Consider the following 17,465-nt stretch of genomic DNA (forward strand, 5'->3'; position numbering starts at 1 on the left):
CTGGGCCGGAGCCGTCCTCGCCCATTGCGCACAGCGTTTACGCAAGCGAGAATGCGTGTGAAGCAGACGCCATGTAACCTTCTGAATGCACCTTAGCTCACTGTCACAACCGGTTTGTCGCATAATCGTTGACGAGGACCGCGAGTATGAAGTTCAAGTTGTCCCTATGACGCCGACGCATGCGCTATGGTGGCATTTCCACGTCCAGACGAACTTGATCGACAAGCGGTACGTCCATTGGGCAGGCGGCGACGCCTCTCCTCGCCACAGGGCTGACGTCGGCTGGAACTGGTGCAACAATCTGCTCTATGCACAGGCCCACAACGCTACTCGATTTGCGAGCCGGTCGAGCCGTACCTACGCGTGGGCGGTACTACTGAAGCTTTCAGACAAAGCAGGCGATGTCATCCCGATCGGGATGACGACCACGGTCCCTGACTTTGATGCGACGTTGGCTGCACATGGTAGGCGGGGCAGGGCGTTTGTTTGGTATTTCGCTGATGCCCCCGACGATCTCTATCGAGAGTTGGGCATTGAGCCTCCTCGAGGAGTGGCCAAGGTATTGCTGGATATTGCGGTGCAGAACCGCCTCGACTTAAGTTTGTCAGACGCTTGTACGTTCCTTCACGCAGACCCAGCAGGCGGTCCTAAGCTTGTGAAGTACTATGTGAAGAAAGTGGGCATGACGCAAATTCGTGGACACGGGCCTCGTATCTCGCTGTGGCGAAGGTTCAAGGACCGGGAATACCTTCTGTGGGACGACTTTGCCGCACGGAACTTCTGTAGCACGTTGGATGAGTTCAGGAAGCTATGATCATGACAGCGATCACCAATTACACCTCCAGTGGCGACGTCTTCGCAGATTCGGAACTGACCCCGGAGCAACTGGTGCGTGTTCTTGGTCACCTGGGTTACATCTACGATCTGCAAATACCGGAAGAAGTTGAAGCTGCGAGGGCAAAGCTCCACGAGATTCTCTCGTCAGAGACAAATGATGACGGCAAGCTCCTGGAAGCATTGGCTGCTGGAGCCTCCCCCGTCGAAGATACTCCTTCTATGTTGGCTTCTCCCGTGAGTCTTGCGGCGCGAAACCTCTCGCCCTATCGACCTCGCAAAAAGGAACAGAAGGATCCTTTTGTTGGAGACTGGCCAATCGGCTCGGAAGCGTTTGAAAAGTCAATCGAAGCCGGTGATAGTTCCCCAGAAAGAGAGCACTGGACGCCACCAGGTTCAGGTTCCTACGCAAGAATCGTCAAAAAACACGACGAGGCTCTCGAGTCGTTCATTGATCCTGCCATGTGGGAGCGGTACTACACAAAACGAGTTTCGAACAAGGACTACAGCTCTTTCTTTGCGGCTGCGCTTGAGAAACTGCCATCGCATAAATGGTCATTGCTGAAGTGGCCATTTGGTGCAGCCGACGAGCCAATTAACACACACACGATGGACTTGAGCGACGCCTCAGGGATCGTGGAACTGACGCAAGGTTCTAAGAAGTGGTTTGTGCTGTTTGCGGTGCATGATAAGTCTGTTGAGGCCGTAGTTAAGGCACCGCAAGGCTACCAGTCAAAGAAGATCGCCATCGTTAGAACTGCGCTTGGGCAGCCGAGTAAATTCTCAAATGAGATGACAGTCGCTTTGGACGGCAAAGTAGAGGTTACACGCCAAGTGCTTGAGGCACTTCAATCGAATTTCTCCCCATCGGATCTGTCTTTTGAGGAGGTTAAATCGATGATTCATGCAAGCGATTGATTTGGATGTACGGCGGCGGCATCGGTTCCTCACCGGAAAGCCAACAATATTTGCTCGGGCCACTATTAGCTAACTAGAAGCTTCCCCGCCAGCGCCTTGGCGCGGCCGGCCGCTTCTAGCCGCGTGGCCGCTGTCTCAAAAATCTCCCGCACGATGGCGTAGTTGCCCTGCCGCGTCCGCACCGGGCGGCTCAGCTCGCGCTGCAGCGCAAGCGCGTCGGTCAGGGGCGCCGCGCGCTGGCGGCCGCCGGCGATGGCCGGAATGACGGCCATGGTGTCCGTCGCCCGCGGCTCAGGTGATAAGCCCACCAGCTGCCGGAAGCGTGCCAGTTCCAACATAACGTTCTCGCAGGGCACGAGCTGGTCGTCGCGGCCCTTGGCATGCCGGATGCGGACGGTCCAGAAGTGCCCCGCCTTGCCGCGCTGCCGCTCGAAGTCCGGCTAGGTCAGTGCCGCGACCTCGGAGGCGCGCAGACCGGTCTGGAACAGCAGGGCGAGCAGCAGCTGGTCGCGCGCCTTGTGGAGTTGGGCCCACAGCGTCGGCACCGGCCGCGCCTCGATGGCGTCGAACACCGCCGTCACCTGTTCCGCCTCGAGGAAGCGTCGTTGCGATCCCGGCCCGCGCGCCGCCCGACTGCGCGGGATGGCCTGGAACGGATTCACGCGCAGGGCCTGCACCGCCACCTGCCAGTCGAACAACCCGCCCATGATGACTGTGCTCTGGCGCCGCGAGGCCTCCGAGAGCGGCCCGCGCAACGGGCGACAGGCAGGGCTGTCCTGGCGCGCGCGGCCCTAAGAACTGGTCGCTGCGGGAGCGGGCCGCCGCCGCCGAGGCCGCCGTGGGGGGGGCTGGCCGAGGCGAAGACTGCGCAGACCGCGCTCAAGGCCGCGACCGAGGAGCTGGCGCGCATGGGCGAGCGGCAGGCCGCCGCCGACCGCCGGCGCGGACTGGAGATCGACAACCTCCGCCAGGCGTACCGGGCTGAGCGCGATGCGCTGGCCGGGCGGGTGGCCTTTCTCGAAGAGGAACTCAAGACAGCGCGCTCAGGCGTGGACGCATACAGGCAGGCTTTGCGAGCCAAGACGTGACAACTGAAGACTAGTTTCGCTCCAAAGAGTACTTCTCTTGAAACTGAGCCTGGGTTGTTGACTGCAGTTCTTGGTAAGCTGCTAACCGCGAAGGACTGGCGCGCGAATATGAGGAACAAGGCATGAACATTAACTCGATAAAGATCCAGAACTACCGTTGCTATGCTGATTTTACGGCGCAGTTCCAGCCGGGGATGAACGTTGTCGCTGGTGTGAACGGCAGCGGAAAGACCTCGCTGCTGAGGGCAGTGCGTGAATCCTTCACCGGCCTACTATCGTTTTTTCAGATAGGTAATGGATCTATCCAACCGCTTCAAGATCCGGAAGTACGGATTGACGTGACATCTCCGGGGAGCCGTCGATACCGTTTCGAGCCTCAGTATCCCGTTCGCGTTACCACAAACGCGATCGTTCTTGACGGGATCTGCCAATGGACCGTCAAGCGTGGCTCCCAAACCAACGGAGTCGAATGGGAGGGCGATACGCCAGGTCAGCGCTGGAATCTTCTGACTGGCCAAGACAGCGTTTTCGCGTCGGGGGAAATCCCCGTCCTTCCCATCTTGGCGTTCTATCCCGCATATCGACAATGGCCGTCGATCCAGCTAAACGAGCTATCTGCGGTAACCCAGAAGGAATCTCGGAGTGATGGGTATCGCAGCTGGTGGGACGCATCGTCAGAGGTATTGGTTTTCCAGCAATGGGTTATTGCAAAGAGTATTGAACGGCTGCAACGGGCCACAGAGCAAGAAGTGCCCTTGGAAGTCGCTGATGACGATGAACTGGGTATCGTCAATGATGCAATAGCGAAGGTTGTAGAAGGCGCCAGGGGCATTCGCTATGACTTCACGCGCAAAGCCCTCATTGTTGAATGGGCGGATCTGGATAGCGTGCCAACACTGTTCGACAATCTCAGTGACGGACAGCGCGTGGCCATTGCGCTCGTGGCCGACATCGCACGCCGAATGTGCCTGCTGAACCCCCAATTAGGGATGGATGTTGCAGAAGAGACCACTGGGGTGGTTCTAATCGATGAACTTGATGTTCACCTGCATCCCAAATGGCAAAGAATGATGGTGCAGGGCCTTCTAAGGGCCTTCCCGAAGGTTCAGTTCATTGCGACCAGCCACTCGCCGCAGATTCTTAGTGAACTCAAGCCGGAGCAGATCATTCTGTTGTCGAATGGCGATACGCCGCTGCACCCCATAGCGAGCTATGGTCTTGACTCCAGCCGCGTGCTGGAACAGGTCATGGACACCCCGTCGAGGCCCGCTGAGATTCAGCGGCTGCTCGATGAACTGTTTCTGGTCATTGAGCGCAACGAGCTGGATCGTGGCACCGCGATGCTGGAACATCTCAAGAAAGCTGCTCCCGACTTGCCGGAACTAGCCCGGGCCGAGGCCTTGATCAAGCGCAAGCAGGTGCTTGGGCGATGAGGTACATCCTGAAAGGCCTGCCGTCGGCCGAGTTTGAAGCATGGTTGGGCCTCGCTACCGAGGACTGGCAGCCCACCTTTGACCAGCTACAGAACCCGCAGAAGCGCATCCTGCAACAGGCGCTCATCCAGGAGCAGGGGGGGCGCTTGTTGCTATTGCGGCCGCGCGATTACCGTCGACAGCAGCCACGTCGAGCATTTCCGGCCCCAGGAGCAATATCCTGAACAGGCGCTCAACTTTCGCAATCTGCACGCCTCGTGTTACCGCATGCCCGCACCGGAGGCAACGCACTGTGGTCACTTCAAGGGAAACCGCTTCGATGAGGCGCGGCACATCTCGCCATTGGAAATGGGATGCGAGCGGCGGTTCCTCTATACCGCAATGGGTGGCATCGCCACGACCCAGCCGGCCGATGAGCGTGCTGCCTACATGATCGAAATTCTGGGCCTGGATACGCAATTCCTGAGGGACGCGCGGGCTGCCGCGTTGAGCGCGCTGGATGATGACATCTTGGCCAACGCAACAGTGGAAGAGCTCGAGTTACTGCAAACTGCCTTCCTGCAAGGGGATGCGAGGTCCTACGCTCATGTCCTGGCGCGGTTCATCGAGCAATACGTGTAGCCGAAGCGGAGGCCCGCCCTGGAACTGTGGACGGCTGAGTCGTTTGGCTATTCCCGGCGCTCATTGTGCATATCCGCATCTCTTCGACTATTGCCGATTCTACGGGATCGGTGTAGCTGTTGGTGGCAGCGTTGCTCAACGATGCCAGATACTGTGGCCCGCAGCGCTCGGAGGGGTAGCGCGGAACACGTTGAACCTGGAAGCCTGCAGTCCGGTTGGGGAGGAGCGTCCCGTCGAAAGGGCACGCCAAGGCAAATCAATAGAACCGGGGACCCCTCGATTGGGGGGTATCTCCATGGACATGGAAATGGCTGCACTCAGCCACAAGCGATCCCCTGCAGGGCGGCCAAGTGAGAAGTGGGCAAGCCCCCTGTATCAGTTGTTCGATAATAATATGTAACGTAGAATTAACAAAGCTGCCGCACCTTGTAATTCATGCTGGGCGAATAACGTCGTCGGGGAGGGTCAGATGATTTGCGTGGAGACTGAGAGCATACGCTGCATAGTGCAGCTACTTTCGCATGACGACCTATAGGCCGTATGCGATCCGCACCAAGACAATCTTCCTCCAAGTCATTGCTCTCCCGCGTCAAATGGCGCGGAGTAGGTCTTCGAGCAGCGAAAGAGCTTAGTAACCGAGAGATCCATGCCCCAGTCGTCTCCGCATACCGATGGTGGGCGCGGCGGCCGCACAGTGTCATGGGAGCGCTGCTTGACGCCGCAGTCGCCCAATACGGCGTGAACTTGACGGTCTCTGACCCGTTCAGTGGCGGCGGGACCGTGACCTTCGAGGCAACCCGACGTGGGCTGAAGACGTACGCGCAAGATCTTTACCCTTGGCCCGCGAGAGGATTGGCCTCAGCGCTCGGGGCTTGTAAGGCGGACGAGCTTGAAACAGCCTCGCGCGAGGTCTTGGAGGTGCTCGAGCCTCTTCGGGAAGCATATCGAACGCCTTCCGGGGCGGAACTCAGCCACATTCTGCGAGTCCGCGTTGCTGACTGTGCCTCTTGTGCCGGGTCCGTATTCGAATTTCCTCACGCACTGGTTTCCATAGCAAGTCGCAGTATCACGAACACGCGCGCGTATTTCGGATGTAGGGCGTGCGGCCACTTGACCGTACGTGATCGAGCGGCTAAGTCATTTACGTGTGAGGCCTGTAGCACTCGGCACATAGTCGAAGCCAACGCCATCGGCTGCCCACATTGCCCGCACCCTTACTTGCGACCGAGGACATGGCAAGCGGTCCTCGTTCAAGAACTAGTGCGTGAAGGGGCCCGAACCAAAGCTGTGCTGCGCCCTGTTCGAGCGGACGACCCTGTGCAGTTCGAATTCGCAAGCAGATTCAGCGAAGCACTCAGGCGCCCGATTCCTCCGGGCAAGGAAACAAAACGACTCTTGGACAATGGATTCGCTTGCTGGGGCGACTTGTACACAAAGCGACAGGCGGATGCTTTGGGATCTGGCTTAACCGCGATCCAGCAATTGCAGGTTGCCGTTGCTGTGAAGGATCGCTTGGCCTTCTCACTACTTGGTGCGGCGGAGATGCCCGCCTTCCTGAGCCGATGGGACAGGTTTAACCTCAAGCCGTTCGAGGGAATGGCGAACCACCGGTACACACAAACCACGTTGGCTGTGGAGGCAAACCTATTGTCGCCCGTGGGCCGTGGCACGCTGCCTCGTCGGCTTGAGTCTGCTGCAGGTGCCCTTGAATGGCTGATTGAGTCGCGCGAGCGACTGCCTAAAGTTGTGGCGACCACGCCCGGGAAGCGAGGGCCGAAGCGGACCGATTGGGATGTTCTCATTACAACGGGAAGCAGCGTCAAGCAGGAACTTCGTGATGCCTCGGTCAACGTTGTCATCACTGATCCCCCGTATTTCGACGACGTTCAGTACGGTGAGCTCTCTCGGCTCTTCCACACGTGGCTCTCGGTATACGACCCTGCAGTTGTGATCGATGAGAAAGCGGAAGCTGTTCCCAACACCGCCCGAGGCACTTCGGCAGCGGATTACGAAGCCACCATTGCAGCGTGCCTACGCGAAAGCCGTCGTACTCTAAGAGCAGACGGCAGACTGGTTCTCACATTTCACAACAAAAAGCTTGTCGCGTGGCGGGCGCTCGCTGGTGCAATCAGCAAGGCGGGCTTTCGAGTCAGTGCGCTCGCCGCGGTACTCGCAGAAAACAGCGCGGACCACTGCAAGCGTAACGTCAACGCCATGCTTCATGACCTCGTCATCGAGTGCGTGGCAGAAAAAGGCGCCTCTATCCAAGCTCCGCGGCTCGAATTTAAGCCGGTGTCTACGGCTGAGAAAAACCTTGCGGCCATTGGCCTCGCACTGGCACAGAGTATTGCTACGAAAGCCCCTGAATGCTTAGCGCAAGCGTATCTCGAACAACTGGCCAGCCTTGGCGCCAAGAAGCGCCTCATTGAGTAGATATGTGGGACAGTGCGATCCAGTTGTCCACGCAGCTCGTCACAGACGCGCTCCTGCACCGCACTGTTCTTCCTGTTGATGCGATGGCCTTCGAGAAGATAAGCGGGGCCATCTCCGTTCGCACCGCGCTGCGTGTACAAGTCTCCGAACAGACGCTCCTGTTTGTGGTACCGGAAGCAACCCCTTCAACGGCTCGTCATGTTGCTGCCGCACTGCTCATCGGCGACCACGCACACAAAAATTCGCGTGAGCAACTCCCGCCGGAAGAAGTGCGTCACCTGCTGAAAGGCGACATGCTTATCGTCACACAAGCGATTTCAGACAGCAAATTAAAGCTAGACGAATTGTGCGTAGGGCGAGGCCAGCGCCTTTCTGACATTTGGGATGTAACGCCGCTGTCAAAATACTCTGCACCGAAGGCGTCCAAGCCTCGCGTGTTCATCGCGAATCCGGGCTGGGTCGCGAAGAGTACCGCCGGCCGGCGATTCGGTGCGGTAATCATTGATGCATCTCACCCCCGAACTTTTGATCAATTGTCGACGCTCCTGCGCACAGCATGTGGCTGTAGCTCCCTGCGTGTTTGCATCACTCCCCCTCCGAGCGATTCAGTCTTAGCGGCATGTGGCTATCCTGCGAAAACATCTGTCTGGCTCTGGGATCCGCAAGCCAAGCAGGATGCTCAGATAGCTGTTGAGTCAGACGATCCCGTCACACACAGCATCGGCGACCGGTTCCTTTGGGTGTGTGATTCCGACAATGACGCCACAGCGGCTCTTGCGAAACTCTACAAATGGTTGACCGCAGCGGCCAAAGCTGCGGACGGGCGCTCGTTCCCGGGCCTTAGACAGTGTTGGAGTATCTACAATCGCCTGCGTCAGCTAGTAGTCCCTCTCGCACAGCTTGAGCAAGTCGCAGCCACAACTTGGTCGGGCAATCTCAGGACACGTATTGACGAGCTTGACTCAATGCAGGGGCACGGGAGTGTGGCCTGGGATACGACTTGGCCAGAGCTACTGGCAGCAACCAAGGCTGCATATCAAACACTGCTCAAACGGGAAGAAACTGCGAAATTCTGGGCCGTAGCGTCAAAGGTCCAGGCATTTCTTGCCTCGCCGACAGAACACCTCCGGATCGTAGTGGGCTCTGAAGCTGAATTGACATTGCTCGTACCAGCGCTAGAGACGCTTGTTGATGGTTTTGCCGAGGCAGTTTCCGCGGGACGCGTCGAGCTTGTGACGGCCAACAAAGAAGCACGCTTGGTTGCCGATGGTCACGTCTGCCCGACAGTACTGTTGGCGCCCCGGACAAATGGTCATCGATACCTGGACGCGTTCTCTTCAGTGCGGGTCGACGAGCTTCTGTACCCTCATGAAGTGGAGACCGAGCGCAGCGCACAGAACCGCTTGCACGCTCCTTGGGTGCCATTGCAGGCGGACGAACGCCGGGTCGAACTTCTAGAGCCGTTAGGGTTCAGACCGATCAAGAGCGCTAAGGTGAGGCCTGCCGGGCCACGCCCACCAATTACAGTTCAAAGGATGGATGGGCACCCGGTGACCCTTGTCAGCGACTCCGAGCTCTCGCACGAGCTTGACATCGACGGATTGGCTGCAGCCATTGAGCATAACTCGTTCGACGGACCGGAATCTGACACCTACTTCGGAGGAGGAACAGACGGTGCCACAGAAGTTCGCTACGTAACGGACAGTACGGAGACCTTCTATGGCAATCAGAAGGTGGACGTCTATTTTTCGGAAACCTCATCAGTCCAACGGCACCTGGCGTGCGAGCTTCGTCCTGGCTGGAAGGTGATTACGTTCGTGGACGGTCGCTACGACGGGTTGTTCCAGAGATTGACCGAAGCCGTAAATTCTCGCTTGTCGCAGCAGCAACGAGTAACGCTTGAGCTCTGGCGAGCCACGAAACAGAGCCTGGTGCAAAGCTACAGCAACAAGCGAGACCTCTACGACAAGCTGGTCGCGAAGGGCCTGACTTCGAGCTACGGCACGTTTATCAGCTGGCTGATCGAGGGTGAGGAAGGGGTCATCGCTCCTCAGCAGTTCGATGAATTCAAGATTCTCGCCTCAGAAATCGAATCCTACGCTAGATCGAAAGTGATGCTTGAAGGCACGTTCAAGGCAGTACAGCATGAGCGCGGCAGAAATCGAAAAGCCGGCAGAACTCTTCGAAGGTTTCTGAGATCAGTGATCTCAGGGGAAGGATACGAAGAGGCTCTTGCTAGTGCCAGAGAATTGGATACGGCCATGGCGGATGTGTTCGCGGCCGTCGAAGTCTTGGAAGTGGCCTCTGTGAAAGTTACTCAAAGGACCTTTGATGACTGACGAAAAGGGCTATGTCCCAACCTACAGGGATGAACTCGCAATCTCACATCACTTCGTTCGTGTTCTCGAGCAGAGGCTGGCAGGGAGAGACAGCACACGACGCACGAACGTGCATCCCCTTGACTGGTGTCACTTAGGCGTTATCGGGCCCGCAAAGATTCAGCACAGCGCCATTGAACTTGATGCCGCGACGCTTGAGGCGGAAGTTCCGCCCGACGGTACTCTGGAGCCCCAGGCTGCAGATACAGTCGTGCCGGTGGCGGCAGCAGCCGCACCATCAACCACAGGACCGAAACCTCATCTGACCACGGGCATCTCGAGATCCCGAGGGGACGAATCTGCGGACGAGCCGAAAGTCGTTGCTGACAAGGGCGACGACCGTGAAGGAACCCGCCGACCACCTTCAGCCATTGGCTTCGAGACGCTTGTTCAGCCTGATTCGAACGGTAAGGTCGCCTTGACGCTCGACGTTCGTTTCTGCATCTTCACGAAGCACTGGCCTACTTTCGCGGAACAGTCCAACGTGTTGGAGTCTGGCGCATCAGCAGGCGCTCCGCTCGCGGATGTGGTTCAGCGATGGCCTCTGGAACTCAAGGGCGTTACCTTTCACGTGCCAGTGGCGGGCGGGACTCTGACCGACGAGGGGCTTGTCCAGCGCCTGCTCGACGAGCAACTTGAAAGTGCATTTGACAGCCCTGATGCTGAGCGCGTCTTGCCTGGTACTCGACCCAAGGTATCCGAGAGCGACATCAAAACTGAGGGCGCGTTCAAGGCCTTTCTATCCTCGCGGCTGCAAGGCCAGCCCGTCGAAAAGTGGCAACTCAACGCATCAATTGAGTTGAGAGCAACACCGCGGCCGGACGGGAAATTGCGGATCGGCTGTTATTTCAAGAACGATACCCCGGAAACGCCGCCGTTGACCAAGGGGAAGGGTCTGAAGGATGCATTCAAAGTTATCAGTGACGTTTGCATTGATGCAAAACTGACAAACGGCGAGCTACATCCCATTGAGATCCTGCCGGTGCCACAGGACTACCAATATGACCGACGTGTCTGGGTGGTAGGCCATAACACGAGCGTCGTTGCAGATCGTTCGGCCGGTACGGTTAGGTCGGCGGCACTGGCTGTCTACGAGCAGCCGCGGATTATGACCCGTGATGCTGTGCCCGCGCGTTTCGCTGCGCTCGCGACCGAGCCATTCCAAACACTGGACGCAATCTATCAGGCGATGTGCGAATATGGCAAGGACTGGGAGGAACGCATTCTCGGAAAAAATGCGCTCCAGCTTGACGATGCAGCCCTTGCTGAGTGCAAACAGGACTACGCTGGCTTCGTTGATGAGATTCGGCGGTTCGCATGCGGTGTCGCAGCTCTGAAGGCGGATGGGCGGCTACTTTCCGCGTTTCAGGCCGCCAACCGGGTGTTCGGCAAGCTAGCGAGCGGCTACGAGTCTTGGCGTCTGTTTCAGCTCGTTTACATCGTTACTCAACTGCCAGCTCTGGCCATTCGAGAGAACTACTTCGAAGGGCAGTACCCCGAAGGCGTGAAGCGCGAATGGAAGGATGTCCTTGATTGGGGCGACGTGCTCTGGTTCCGAACAGGCGGTGGTAAGACCGAAGCGTACCTTGGCTTGACCTGCTGCGCGATGCTCTACGACCGCCTCAGGGGAAAGCGCTTCGGCATGACTGCATGGCTTCGCTTTCCGCTCCGAATGCTCAGCATTCAGCAGTTGCAGCGCGCAATGCGAGTCATTTGGGAGACGGAGCAAGAACGGCAGCGTGTGCTAGGTGAAGAAGCAAGCCAATCCGCGCCGATTCGCCTGGGGTACTTCGTTGGCAGCACGACCACGCCTAACAGCCTGACGGCGGACTATCTCAGCAATCTGACTACTCCCGAGAGCCTTGAGTTTGTTCGGGCAGTACCGGACTGCCCGGCGTGCGGCGGACGCGGAACTGTCAACGTCAATGCGGACGTTCAGGCAATCCGCTTTAGGCATGTGTGCAGCAACTGTAGCGTCGAGCTGCCGCTGGATGTGTCGGACGACGAGGTGTACCGCAATCTTCCTACGCTGGTGCTCGGCACCATCGACAAAATGGCTACGGTTGGCCAGCAACCAAAATTCGGCTTGCTCTGGGGCGGCGCCAAGTGGAAGTGCCCCGAGCACGGCTATGGCTTTGGCGAATGGTGCACGGCGTTCGGATGCAAGGTTGACAAGAAAAAGCGTAGAACTCTGAAGCCGTATGATCCCGCGCCGGCTCTCCACATCCAAGATGAATTGCATCTGTTGCAGGAAGAGCTTGGGGCGTTCGCTGGCCACTACGAAACACTTATCCGATACTGTGAGAAAGCTGTCGGAGGGCAGCCTTCGAAGATCATCGCGGCTACCGCCACCATTGAAGGGTTTGAGAACCAGGTTCGCCATCTGTATGGTGTTAAGGATGCACGGCGATTTCCGGGCAGAGGCTACGATCGCATGCGAAGCTTCTACGCAGAGCCGGACCGCGACGAGCGAAGCCAGCCAAAGACCGCACGCATTTTCGTCGCCTTCAGGAGTCCCTCTCTATCTCCGGCCGACGCGTCGGCGTTCTGTACGGAAATCATGCATGGTGAGATTGGCAACCTCTTCAAGAACCCTCATCAGGCGCTCGCCTTCTTGCATGATGCAAAGACGCCTAACGATGTAGCTGCTTTGCTTCGCCACTACTCAACGACACTGAACTATGTCGGCAGTCTCGCCAAAGGCTCGCGCGTCAGGCAGGCCCTTGAGGAGGTGGCGGCGAAAATCAGACCGGGGGCTCGGGACCTTAACGTTGAGTATCACTCAAGCCGCTCATCGAGCGCGGAAGTGGCTGACGTGGTTCATCGTGTCGAAAGTCCGCCAAACTGGAGCGACGAAAGCTTCCTCGATGCTCTTGTCGCGACAAGCATGATTTCTCATGGAGTTGACCTTGAGCGGGTCAACCTCATGACAATGGATGGCGTCCCAGAAGAGACTGCTGAGTATATCCAAGCGTCCAGCCGTAGCGGTCGACGGCACATCGGACTCGTCGTTGTCGTTCTGAGTAGTTTCTCTCTGCGGGCAAATAGCATCTACCACCGATTTATTGAGTATCACCAGCACCTAGATCGCATGGTTTCGCCGGTGCCTGTGAACCGGTTTGCTAAGTATGCCGCGCAGCGTACGTTGCCAGGCGTCGTTCTTGGCGTGGTCTACGGCGTTCACACTGCTCAAACGGGCAACTCAAAGCTCAACATGCGGGTGGAGGCCGTTGAGCTTATCAAAGGCATGGGGCCCGAGTTTGTCGACGAAATCAAGAGAGCTTATTCCCTTGGCGAGGGTGTGTACGACAGTCGCCTCGAAAAGGCGCTTGGCGATGTCGTCGAGCGGCAACTCGGGATTGTGGAGATGTCTATGCGCAATAGTACAGAAAAGAAGGCTAAGGACGCCGTCAGACCTGCGCCGATGACCAGCCTCCGGGACGTCGAAGCTGGCGTTCCATTCTGGCCGGACCGCTGTGACTCCCGACTGCTGACTTTCGTACAACGGACCAAGGACTGACAATGGCAAACAAAGGGTTCTCGCGCGGCCAGACACAAGTTCTGTTCCGACACTTGCCGGAGGCAGTCTTTGAACACGATGACTATGGTCTATGCAAGGTAACTCAGGTCGCCTTGGGCGACGCTGAGGTAAATTGCGACGCGCTCTTTGATGCAATGGCTGATGCCTTGGCCATGTGGCCAAGCGAGTTTTCCGCCAAGTACCCCGACACGCGAGATGTAAGTAGGAGGTCATACTACGCTGTGGGCTCGCCCCGCGAGGTGCGATTCACACCGTACCCGCAGGTCTTCAAGTGCCGCTCGTGCGGACGCGCGGGCCGATTCACAGACCTTCTGAAGCGCGGGGCGTCGGCATCCGGAAAGTGCGTGTGTGGCGGGTACATGAACCAGATGCGCTATGTGCAGGCACATAACTGTGGACGGCTCGAAGAGCTGTTCGTGCCAACACAGCGCTGTCCAAACGGACACGGGCCGGAGGATTTGGCTTTCTATGACCCGGGCCGGGTGAAGCAAGCGCGATGGTATTGCGTGAAATGTGGCGCAGACGTACAAGCTTTGCGCTTCACTCCTTGCAAGTGCGCTTACAACAATTCGCTACCTCCAGGTCCTCGCGCAGAGAAGTACTTGCGAGTCGTTCCGACCGGCGACCCGTCACTCTATATTCCCCACACCGTTGCATTCATCAACTTTCCGGAGGATGCACAAGGGAAGCTAGGTAAGGCACCTGACGCATTGCAGCTGATGCTCGCACGGACGTGGGGTATGCTGCCGGACTCGGTTTCCGAGACTCTTCGAGAGCGGGCGAGTCTTGGAAAGCCAGAAGACACCGACATGACAGCGAAGATTGTGGAAGAGCTACGAAAGCTTGATCCGTCCAATTCCCTAGTTCGCGACTATGACTCCAAAAAGAGCCAGCCCAAAGGACATGCGGAGATTGACCGCGTCAACAAGCTGTTGTCCGATTGCAAGGTCGTACCGGGAGGAGTACCACGGCGCTGGCTGGTAGAGCACACCACATTATTGGACGAGACCGACATCAGCACCATTCCAGATGTCGCAGCGATGCTTCGACGGGCTGGAGATGAGGCCGGTGCAAGAGACATCGAGGAGAGCCAGAAGAAGGCTGCAGAGCTTCTCGGGATCTCTAACATCCAAGTCATAAATGATTTTCCACTGGCTTTGTGCGCATACGGCTACACCAGAACTGCGCGGGACCCCGCGCGGACGCTCATTACGCCGTTTCCTGTGGACGACCGCGGGCGCATTCCAGTCTACGCAATTGCGTCTGAGACCGAGGCGCTCTGGTTTCAGCTTGACCCGCTCCGAGTCTATGCATGGTTGTTGGAGAATGGCTTGAGCAGTGGCTCCATGCCGGCGGGTACCGAAGAGGCATGGGCACGCCTATATGCAGAGGTGCCCGGCCTCCGTGAGGCACCACACGAGACCTTCTACAGTCAACAGGAGGCAGCCGCAGTCCGCACGCTGCTGCACACAATGAGCCATTTGTTCCTGCGGCGAATTGAGTGGAGCGGATTTGCGCCGTCGAGCGTTGGGGAGTATCTGATTCCCGGTTCGCTGTCGTTCATTCTGTATGCCAACCGGCACGCTGAAACAAAGATCGGCGGACTTACCACGCTGTTTGAGCAACGACTGAACACATGGTTGTGGGATGCAGTCCAGTCAGGCTATGAGTGTGTGTACGACCCCATCTGCGCAGATGACGGTGGCAGCTGCGCGGGATGCACCCATCGCGAGCACAACTGTGTCTCCTTCAACCGCGAGCTGTCTCGGGCCACCGTGTATGGCGGTCCAACGCCGCAGGCAAGTGCGTTCGAAGGAATGTCCCTGCCTCACGGGTACTGGAAGAACGCTTGGCAAGCGGCACCCATCGAATAATGAGCGCAGCCGCCGAAATCGCGAAACGTATCCCGCGCCCGGAGGGCGTTCGACGTCTTGGCCAGGCTTTGTGGATGATGGTTGGTGAGCCAGTCCAAGCGTCGGGCTTGCTGTGGGCCCGCGGTGTGCTGGGGGATCGTGCTGAGGAGGACTTATCGGCTGCTCTCTCCCAGTACGGCTGCTTGGAAGGGCCCAATCAAATCTTGGCTGCGCGGCCTCTTGCTGAATTTTTGTGCTGGCTATGGCAAGGAGGAAACCCAGAGGCCGAAGCTCCAAGGCTTGTATGGACTTTGCCAACAGCTTTGCAAGTTGAAGGCGTTGACCAAGGAGGATACCTTAATGCCGCAGTCCGGGTCATCGAACAAGCGAAAACGCGACTACTGCTGGTGGCGCCTTTTCTGGAGTCGGAAGGAGTTGGCCGGATTCAACGGGCTTTGTTGGATGCGCTTCAGGTCGGAGTCTCTGTAACTGTGGTCACACATGGCGCAGATGACCTCACTTCTTGGTCATCCGCCGCTCTCGAATCATTGCGGCGAGAAAGCTGCAGGCTACCCGGCAAGTTGCTGGTGTACACGGCAATAGACGACGCTCTCATGCTCCTGCACTCGAAGCTCATCGTCGCTGATAGCGACAGAGGCATTGTGGGGTCGGCAAATCTGACGGGGAAGGGGTTCGGCAGGAATCTGGAGACAGGGATGGAAGTTTGCGGAAGTGAAGCAGCAGAAATCGAGCGGGTGGTGGGTGAAGCGGTAGGACAGGCGCTCGTCTCTGTTGCCTTTAGCACGAAAGGTGCCGCTTAGTGGCTCACCCGGTTTACTTCTTGTTTCGTTCAGATCTGAGGCCGGCAAGACTTCCTCGTCGGCACGGACTGCTGTGCGGCTGCCATCCAGGAAAAACCCATCACAGTGAAAGTGCGGATTGGGATGACGCCGTGCTGGCGATCCACTATTGATACCGTCTTGTCCGCCTTGAGGTCCCATTACCAGCTTCTCATTCGCGGGCCATCGTCGTCGGTGTTCCGGCCCCGCCATCACTCCTACCAACTCTTGCTTTGCTTCAGCCATAGGTGCTGAACTGGAGGATCAACTGCTAAATTTCTCGACGCAGCGGAACGTAACGTCTGCCCCCCTGTGGGGTTCATCCTCGAGTGCCGCGCATCTTACTGTCAACCTGCCCATGTCTTTGCTTTGGCCAGCACAGTGCTCGCCGTCGCGGCGCTACCAAGGCTCTCGGCAAATTCAACTGCCGGCAGTTTGGCGGCCTCCGCAGCCGTCGGTTTGCATAGACTTGTTCCCACTGGTCGCCCGCCAGCAAGCCGATTGAAGGGCGATGTGGTGGTCAGGTTATTTCGGACAAGCAGATAGGTTCTTTCGCTGTCAATTTCGCCTCGCGGGCGGTGGGCGACAGATACCCCAGGGTTGAGTGCAAGCGCACCGGGTTATAGAAGCCAACGATGTACTGGGTGATGTCACGTCGAGCCTCGTCGTGATTGGCGTATTGACGCTGCCACACGCGCCCCATCTTTAGGTTCAGGAAGAACCGCTCCATCACCGCATTGCCCCAACAATTTCCCTTGCGGCTCATGCTGCAGACCACGTGATGCTGTCTGAGCAAGGCCTGGTATTCGTCGCTCGCGCCCTGGCTCCCCCGGTCCGTATGCAGGACCAGTCCCGGCGCTGGCCGGCGCTGCTGCAGCGCCATAGTCAGCGCCGACATGACCAGGCCGGCTGGCATGGTGGGCGCCATGGACCAGCCGACCACCTTTCGTGAGTACAGGTCCAGCACGACCGCCAGATACAACCAGCCCTGGGCCGTGCGGATATAGTGAAACCCAGGCGCGGTTTGGCTCTGTCACGTCAAACTGCCGGTCCAGCACGTTCGCTGCCACACGCAGCGTGTGCCGGCTGTCAGTCGTTGAGACGAACTTGCGCTTCCAGCTCGCACGCAAGCCCGCTTCGCACATCAGCGTACGCACCCGGTAGCGGCCAATGCGTATTCCCTGCAGCCGCAGCGCATGCATCACGCGTCGGCTAGCTCGCGCCGCTAGCAGCGAACGGTCAGTCGTCGGCAGGATCCAGGCCGACGAGGCGAGACGATCCAATGGACGGGATTCGGCTGTACAAAGCGAGGACGGTCGCCGTCAGGTGTGCCACACGAGCTAGCTGAGTCACGCCGGTGGTATACCTTGCCTGCCGGCCTGCAGGCGTGCTCGTGGGGGGGGCGGGAACAAAATTCCGCAAAAACCAATGTGAATCGCCGGCATGATGGTGCCAATCCGTCGCCGGCGTAATGGTGCCACCAGATCTTCGGCGTAATGGCGCCAGCAGATCACCGGCGTAATGGAG

General features: G+C 58.1%; 13 protein-coding genes and 1 pseudogene. 11 read left to right on the plus strand and 3 right to left on the minus strand.

What is annotated here, in order from left to right; genetic code table 11:
- Positions 1-214 precede the first annotated feature (214 nt).
- Both RM96_RS21155 and RM96_RS21160 read left to right on the plus strand, forming a co-directional pair.
- Entirely contained in the window at positions 215-814 is a 600-nt protein-coding gene (locus RM96_RS21155; RefSeq protein WP_152624174.1) for a hypothetical protein, read from the plus strand.
- Between the two features lie 2 nt (positions 815-816).
- Positions 817-1,752, plus strand: a complete 936-nt coding sequence (locus RM96_RS21160; protein ID WP_152624175.1) for a hypothetical protein — start codon at positions 817-819, stop codon at positions 1,750-1,752.
- Between the two features lie 65 nt (positions 1,753-1,817).
- On the opposite strand, the gene RM96_RS40125 is transcribed toward RM96_RS21160, so the two are convergent.
- Both RM96_RS40125 and RM96_RS40130 read right to left on the minus strand, forming a co-directional pair.
- Positions 1,818-2,090, minus strand: a complete 273-nt coding sequence (locus RM96_RS40125) for a hypothetical protein (RefSeq protein ID WP_238587351.1) — start codon at positions 2,088-2,090, stop codon at positions 1,818-1,820.
- Positions 2,091-2,192: 102 nt separating this feature from the next.
- On the minus strand, positions 2,193-2,459 hold the full coding sequence (locus RM96_RS40130; RefSeq protein WP_238587352.1) for a hypothetical protein: 267 nt from the start codon (positions 2,457-2,459) through the stop codon (positions 2,193-2,195).
- 201 nt (positions 2,460-2,660) lie between these two features.
- On the opposite strand from RM96_RS40130, the gene RM96_RS21170 reads away from it, so the two are divergent.
- The 9 genes from RM96_RS21170 (at position 2,661) to RM96_RS37425 (ending at position 15,920) form a co-directional block, all read left to right on the plus strand.
- Complete coding sequence (locus RM96_RS21170) at positions 2,661-2,840, plus strand: hypothetical protein (protein WP_039013441.1); 180 nt, start codon at positions 2,661-2,663, stop codon at positions 2,838-2,840.
- 122 nt (positions 2,841-2,962) lie between these two features.
- Positions 2,963-4,273, plus strand: coding sequence for an AAA family ATPase (locus RM96_RS21175; RefSeq protein WP_039013442.1), 1,311 nt, complete (start codon positions 2,963-2,965; stop codon positions 4,271-4,273).
- Entirely contained in the window at positions 4,270-4,497 is a 228-nt protein-coding gene (locus RM96_RS40135) for a hypothetical protein (protein WP_052279636.1), read from the plus strand. The genes RM96_RS21175 and RM96_RS40135 overlap by 4 nt, the downstream gene beginning before the upstream one ends.
- Entirely contained in the window at positions 4,442-4,894 is a 453-nt protein-coding gene (locus tag RM96_RS36575; protein WP_238587354.1) for a retron system putative HNH endonuclease, read from the plus strand. The genes RM96_RS40135 and RM96_RS36575 overlap by 56 nt, the downstream gene beginning before the upstream one ends.
- Before the next feature lie 1,317 nt (positions 4,895-6,211).
- On the plus strand, positions 6,212-7,327 hold the full coding sequence (locus RM96_RS21185) for a hypothetical protein (protein WP_152624176.1): 1,116 nt from the start codon (positions 6,212-6,214) through the stop codon (positions 7,325-7,327).
- 2 nt (positions 7,328-7,329) lie between these two features.
- Positions 7,330-9,666, plus strand: coding sequence for a DISARM anti-phage system protein DrmE domain-containing protein (locus RM96_RS38790; RefSeq protein ID WP_152624177.1), 2,337 nt, complete (start codon positions 7,330-7,332; stop codon positions 9,664-9,666).
- The gene (locus RM96_RS21195; protein ID WP_039013445.1) at positions 9,659-13,225 is read left to right on the plus strand and encodes a helicase C-terminal domain-containing protein; all 3,567 of its coding nucleotides are present in this window, start codon (positions 9,659-9,661) and stop codon (positions 13,223-13,225) included. The genes RM96_RS38790 and RM96_RS21195 overlap by 8 nt, the downstream gene beginning before the upstream one ends.
- A 380-nt stretch (positions 13,226-13,605) precedes the next feature.
- Positions 13,606-15,120 (plus strand): hypothetical protein, encoded by a 1,515-nt coding sequence (locus RM96_RS39450; RefSeq protein WP_193752498.1) that lies wholly within the window; start codon positions 13,606-13,608, stop codon positions 15,118-15,120.
- Entirely contained in the window at positions 15,120-15,920 is an 801-nt protein-coding gene (locus RM96_RS37425; RefSeq protein WP_238587353.1) for a phospholipase D-like domain-containing protein, read from the plus strand. Before RM96_RS39450 ends, RM96_RS37425 begins: the two co-directional genes overlap by 1 nt.
- Positions 15,921-16,458: 538 nt before the next feature.
- Here the strand turns inward: RM96_RS37425 and RM96_RS38795 are convergent.
- Positions 16,459-17,152: pseudogene (locus RM96_RS38795) on the minus strand (IS3 family transposase); the annotation flags it as partial.
- Positions 17,153-17,465 lie beyond the last annotated feature (313 nt).

The sequence above is a fragment of the Cupriavidus sp. IDO genome, from assembly GCF_000812465.1.
Taxonomy (GTDB): Bacteria; Pseudomonadota; Gammaproteobacteria; order Burkholderiales; family Burkholderiaceae; genus Cupriavidus.

Excerpts from the sequence above, each read along its gene's own strand:
- RM96_RS38790 (WP_152624177.1), top strand. The coding sequence starts at position 7,330 with ATGTGGGACAGTGCGATCCAGTTGTCCACGCAGCTCGTCACAGACGCG.
- RM96_RS40125 (WP_238587351.1), bottom strand. The coding sequence starts at position 2,090 with ATGTTGGAACTGGCACGCTTCCGGCAGCTGGTGGGCTTATCACCTGAG.
- RM96_RS40135 (WP_052279636.1), top strand. The coding sequence starts at position 4,270 with ATGAGGTACATCCTGAAAGGCCTGCCGTCGGCCGAGTTTGAAGCATGG.
- RM96_RS21175 (WP_039013442.1), top strand. The coding sequence starts at position 2,963 with ATGAACATTAACTCGATAAAGATCCAGAACTACCGTTGCTATGCTGAT.
- RM96_RS21195 (WP_039013445.1), top strand. The coding sequence starts at position 9,659 with ATGACTGACGAAAAGGGCTATGTCCCAACCTACAGGGATGAACTCGCA.
- RM96_RS39450 (WP_193752498.1), top strand. The coding sequence starts at position 13,606 with ATGAACCAGATGCGCTATGTGCAGGCACATAACTGTGGACGGCTCGAA.
- RM96_RS21170 (WP_039013441.1), top strand. The coding sequence starts at position 2,661 with ATGGGCGAGCGGCAGGCCGCCGCCGACCGCCGGCGCGGACTGGAGATC.
- RM96_RS40130 (WP_238587352.1), bottom strand. The coding sequence starts at position 2,459 with ATGGGCGGGTTGTTCGACTGGCAGGTGGCGGTGCAGGCCCTGCGCGTG.
- RM96_RS37425 (WP_238587353.1), top strand. The coding sequence starts at position 15,120 with ATGAGCGCAGCCGCCGAAATCGCGAAACGTATCCCGCGCCCGGAGGGC.
- RM96_RS21160 (WP_152624175.1), top strand. The coding sequence starts at position 817 with ATGACAGCGATCACCAATTACACCTCCAGTGGCGACGTCTTCGCAGAT.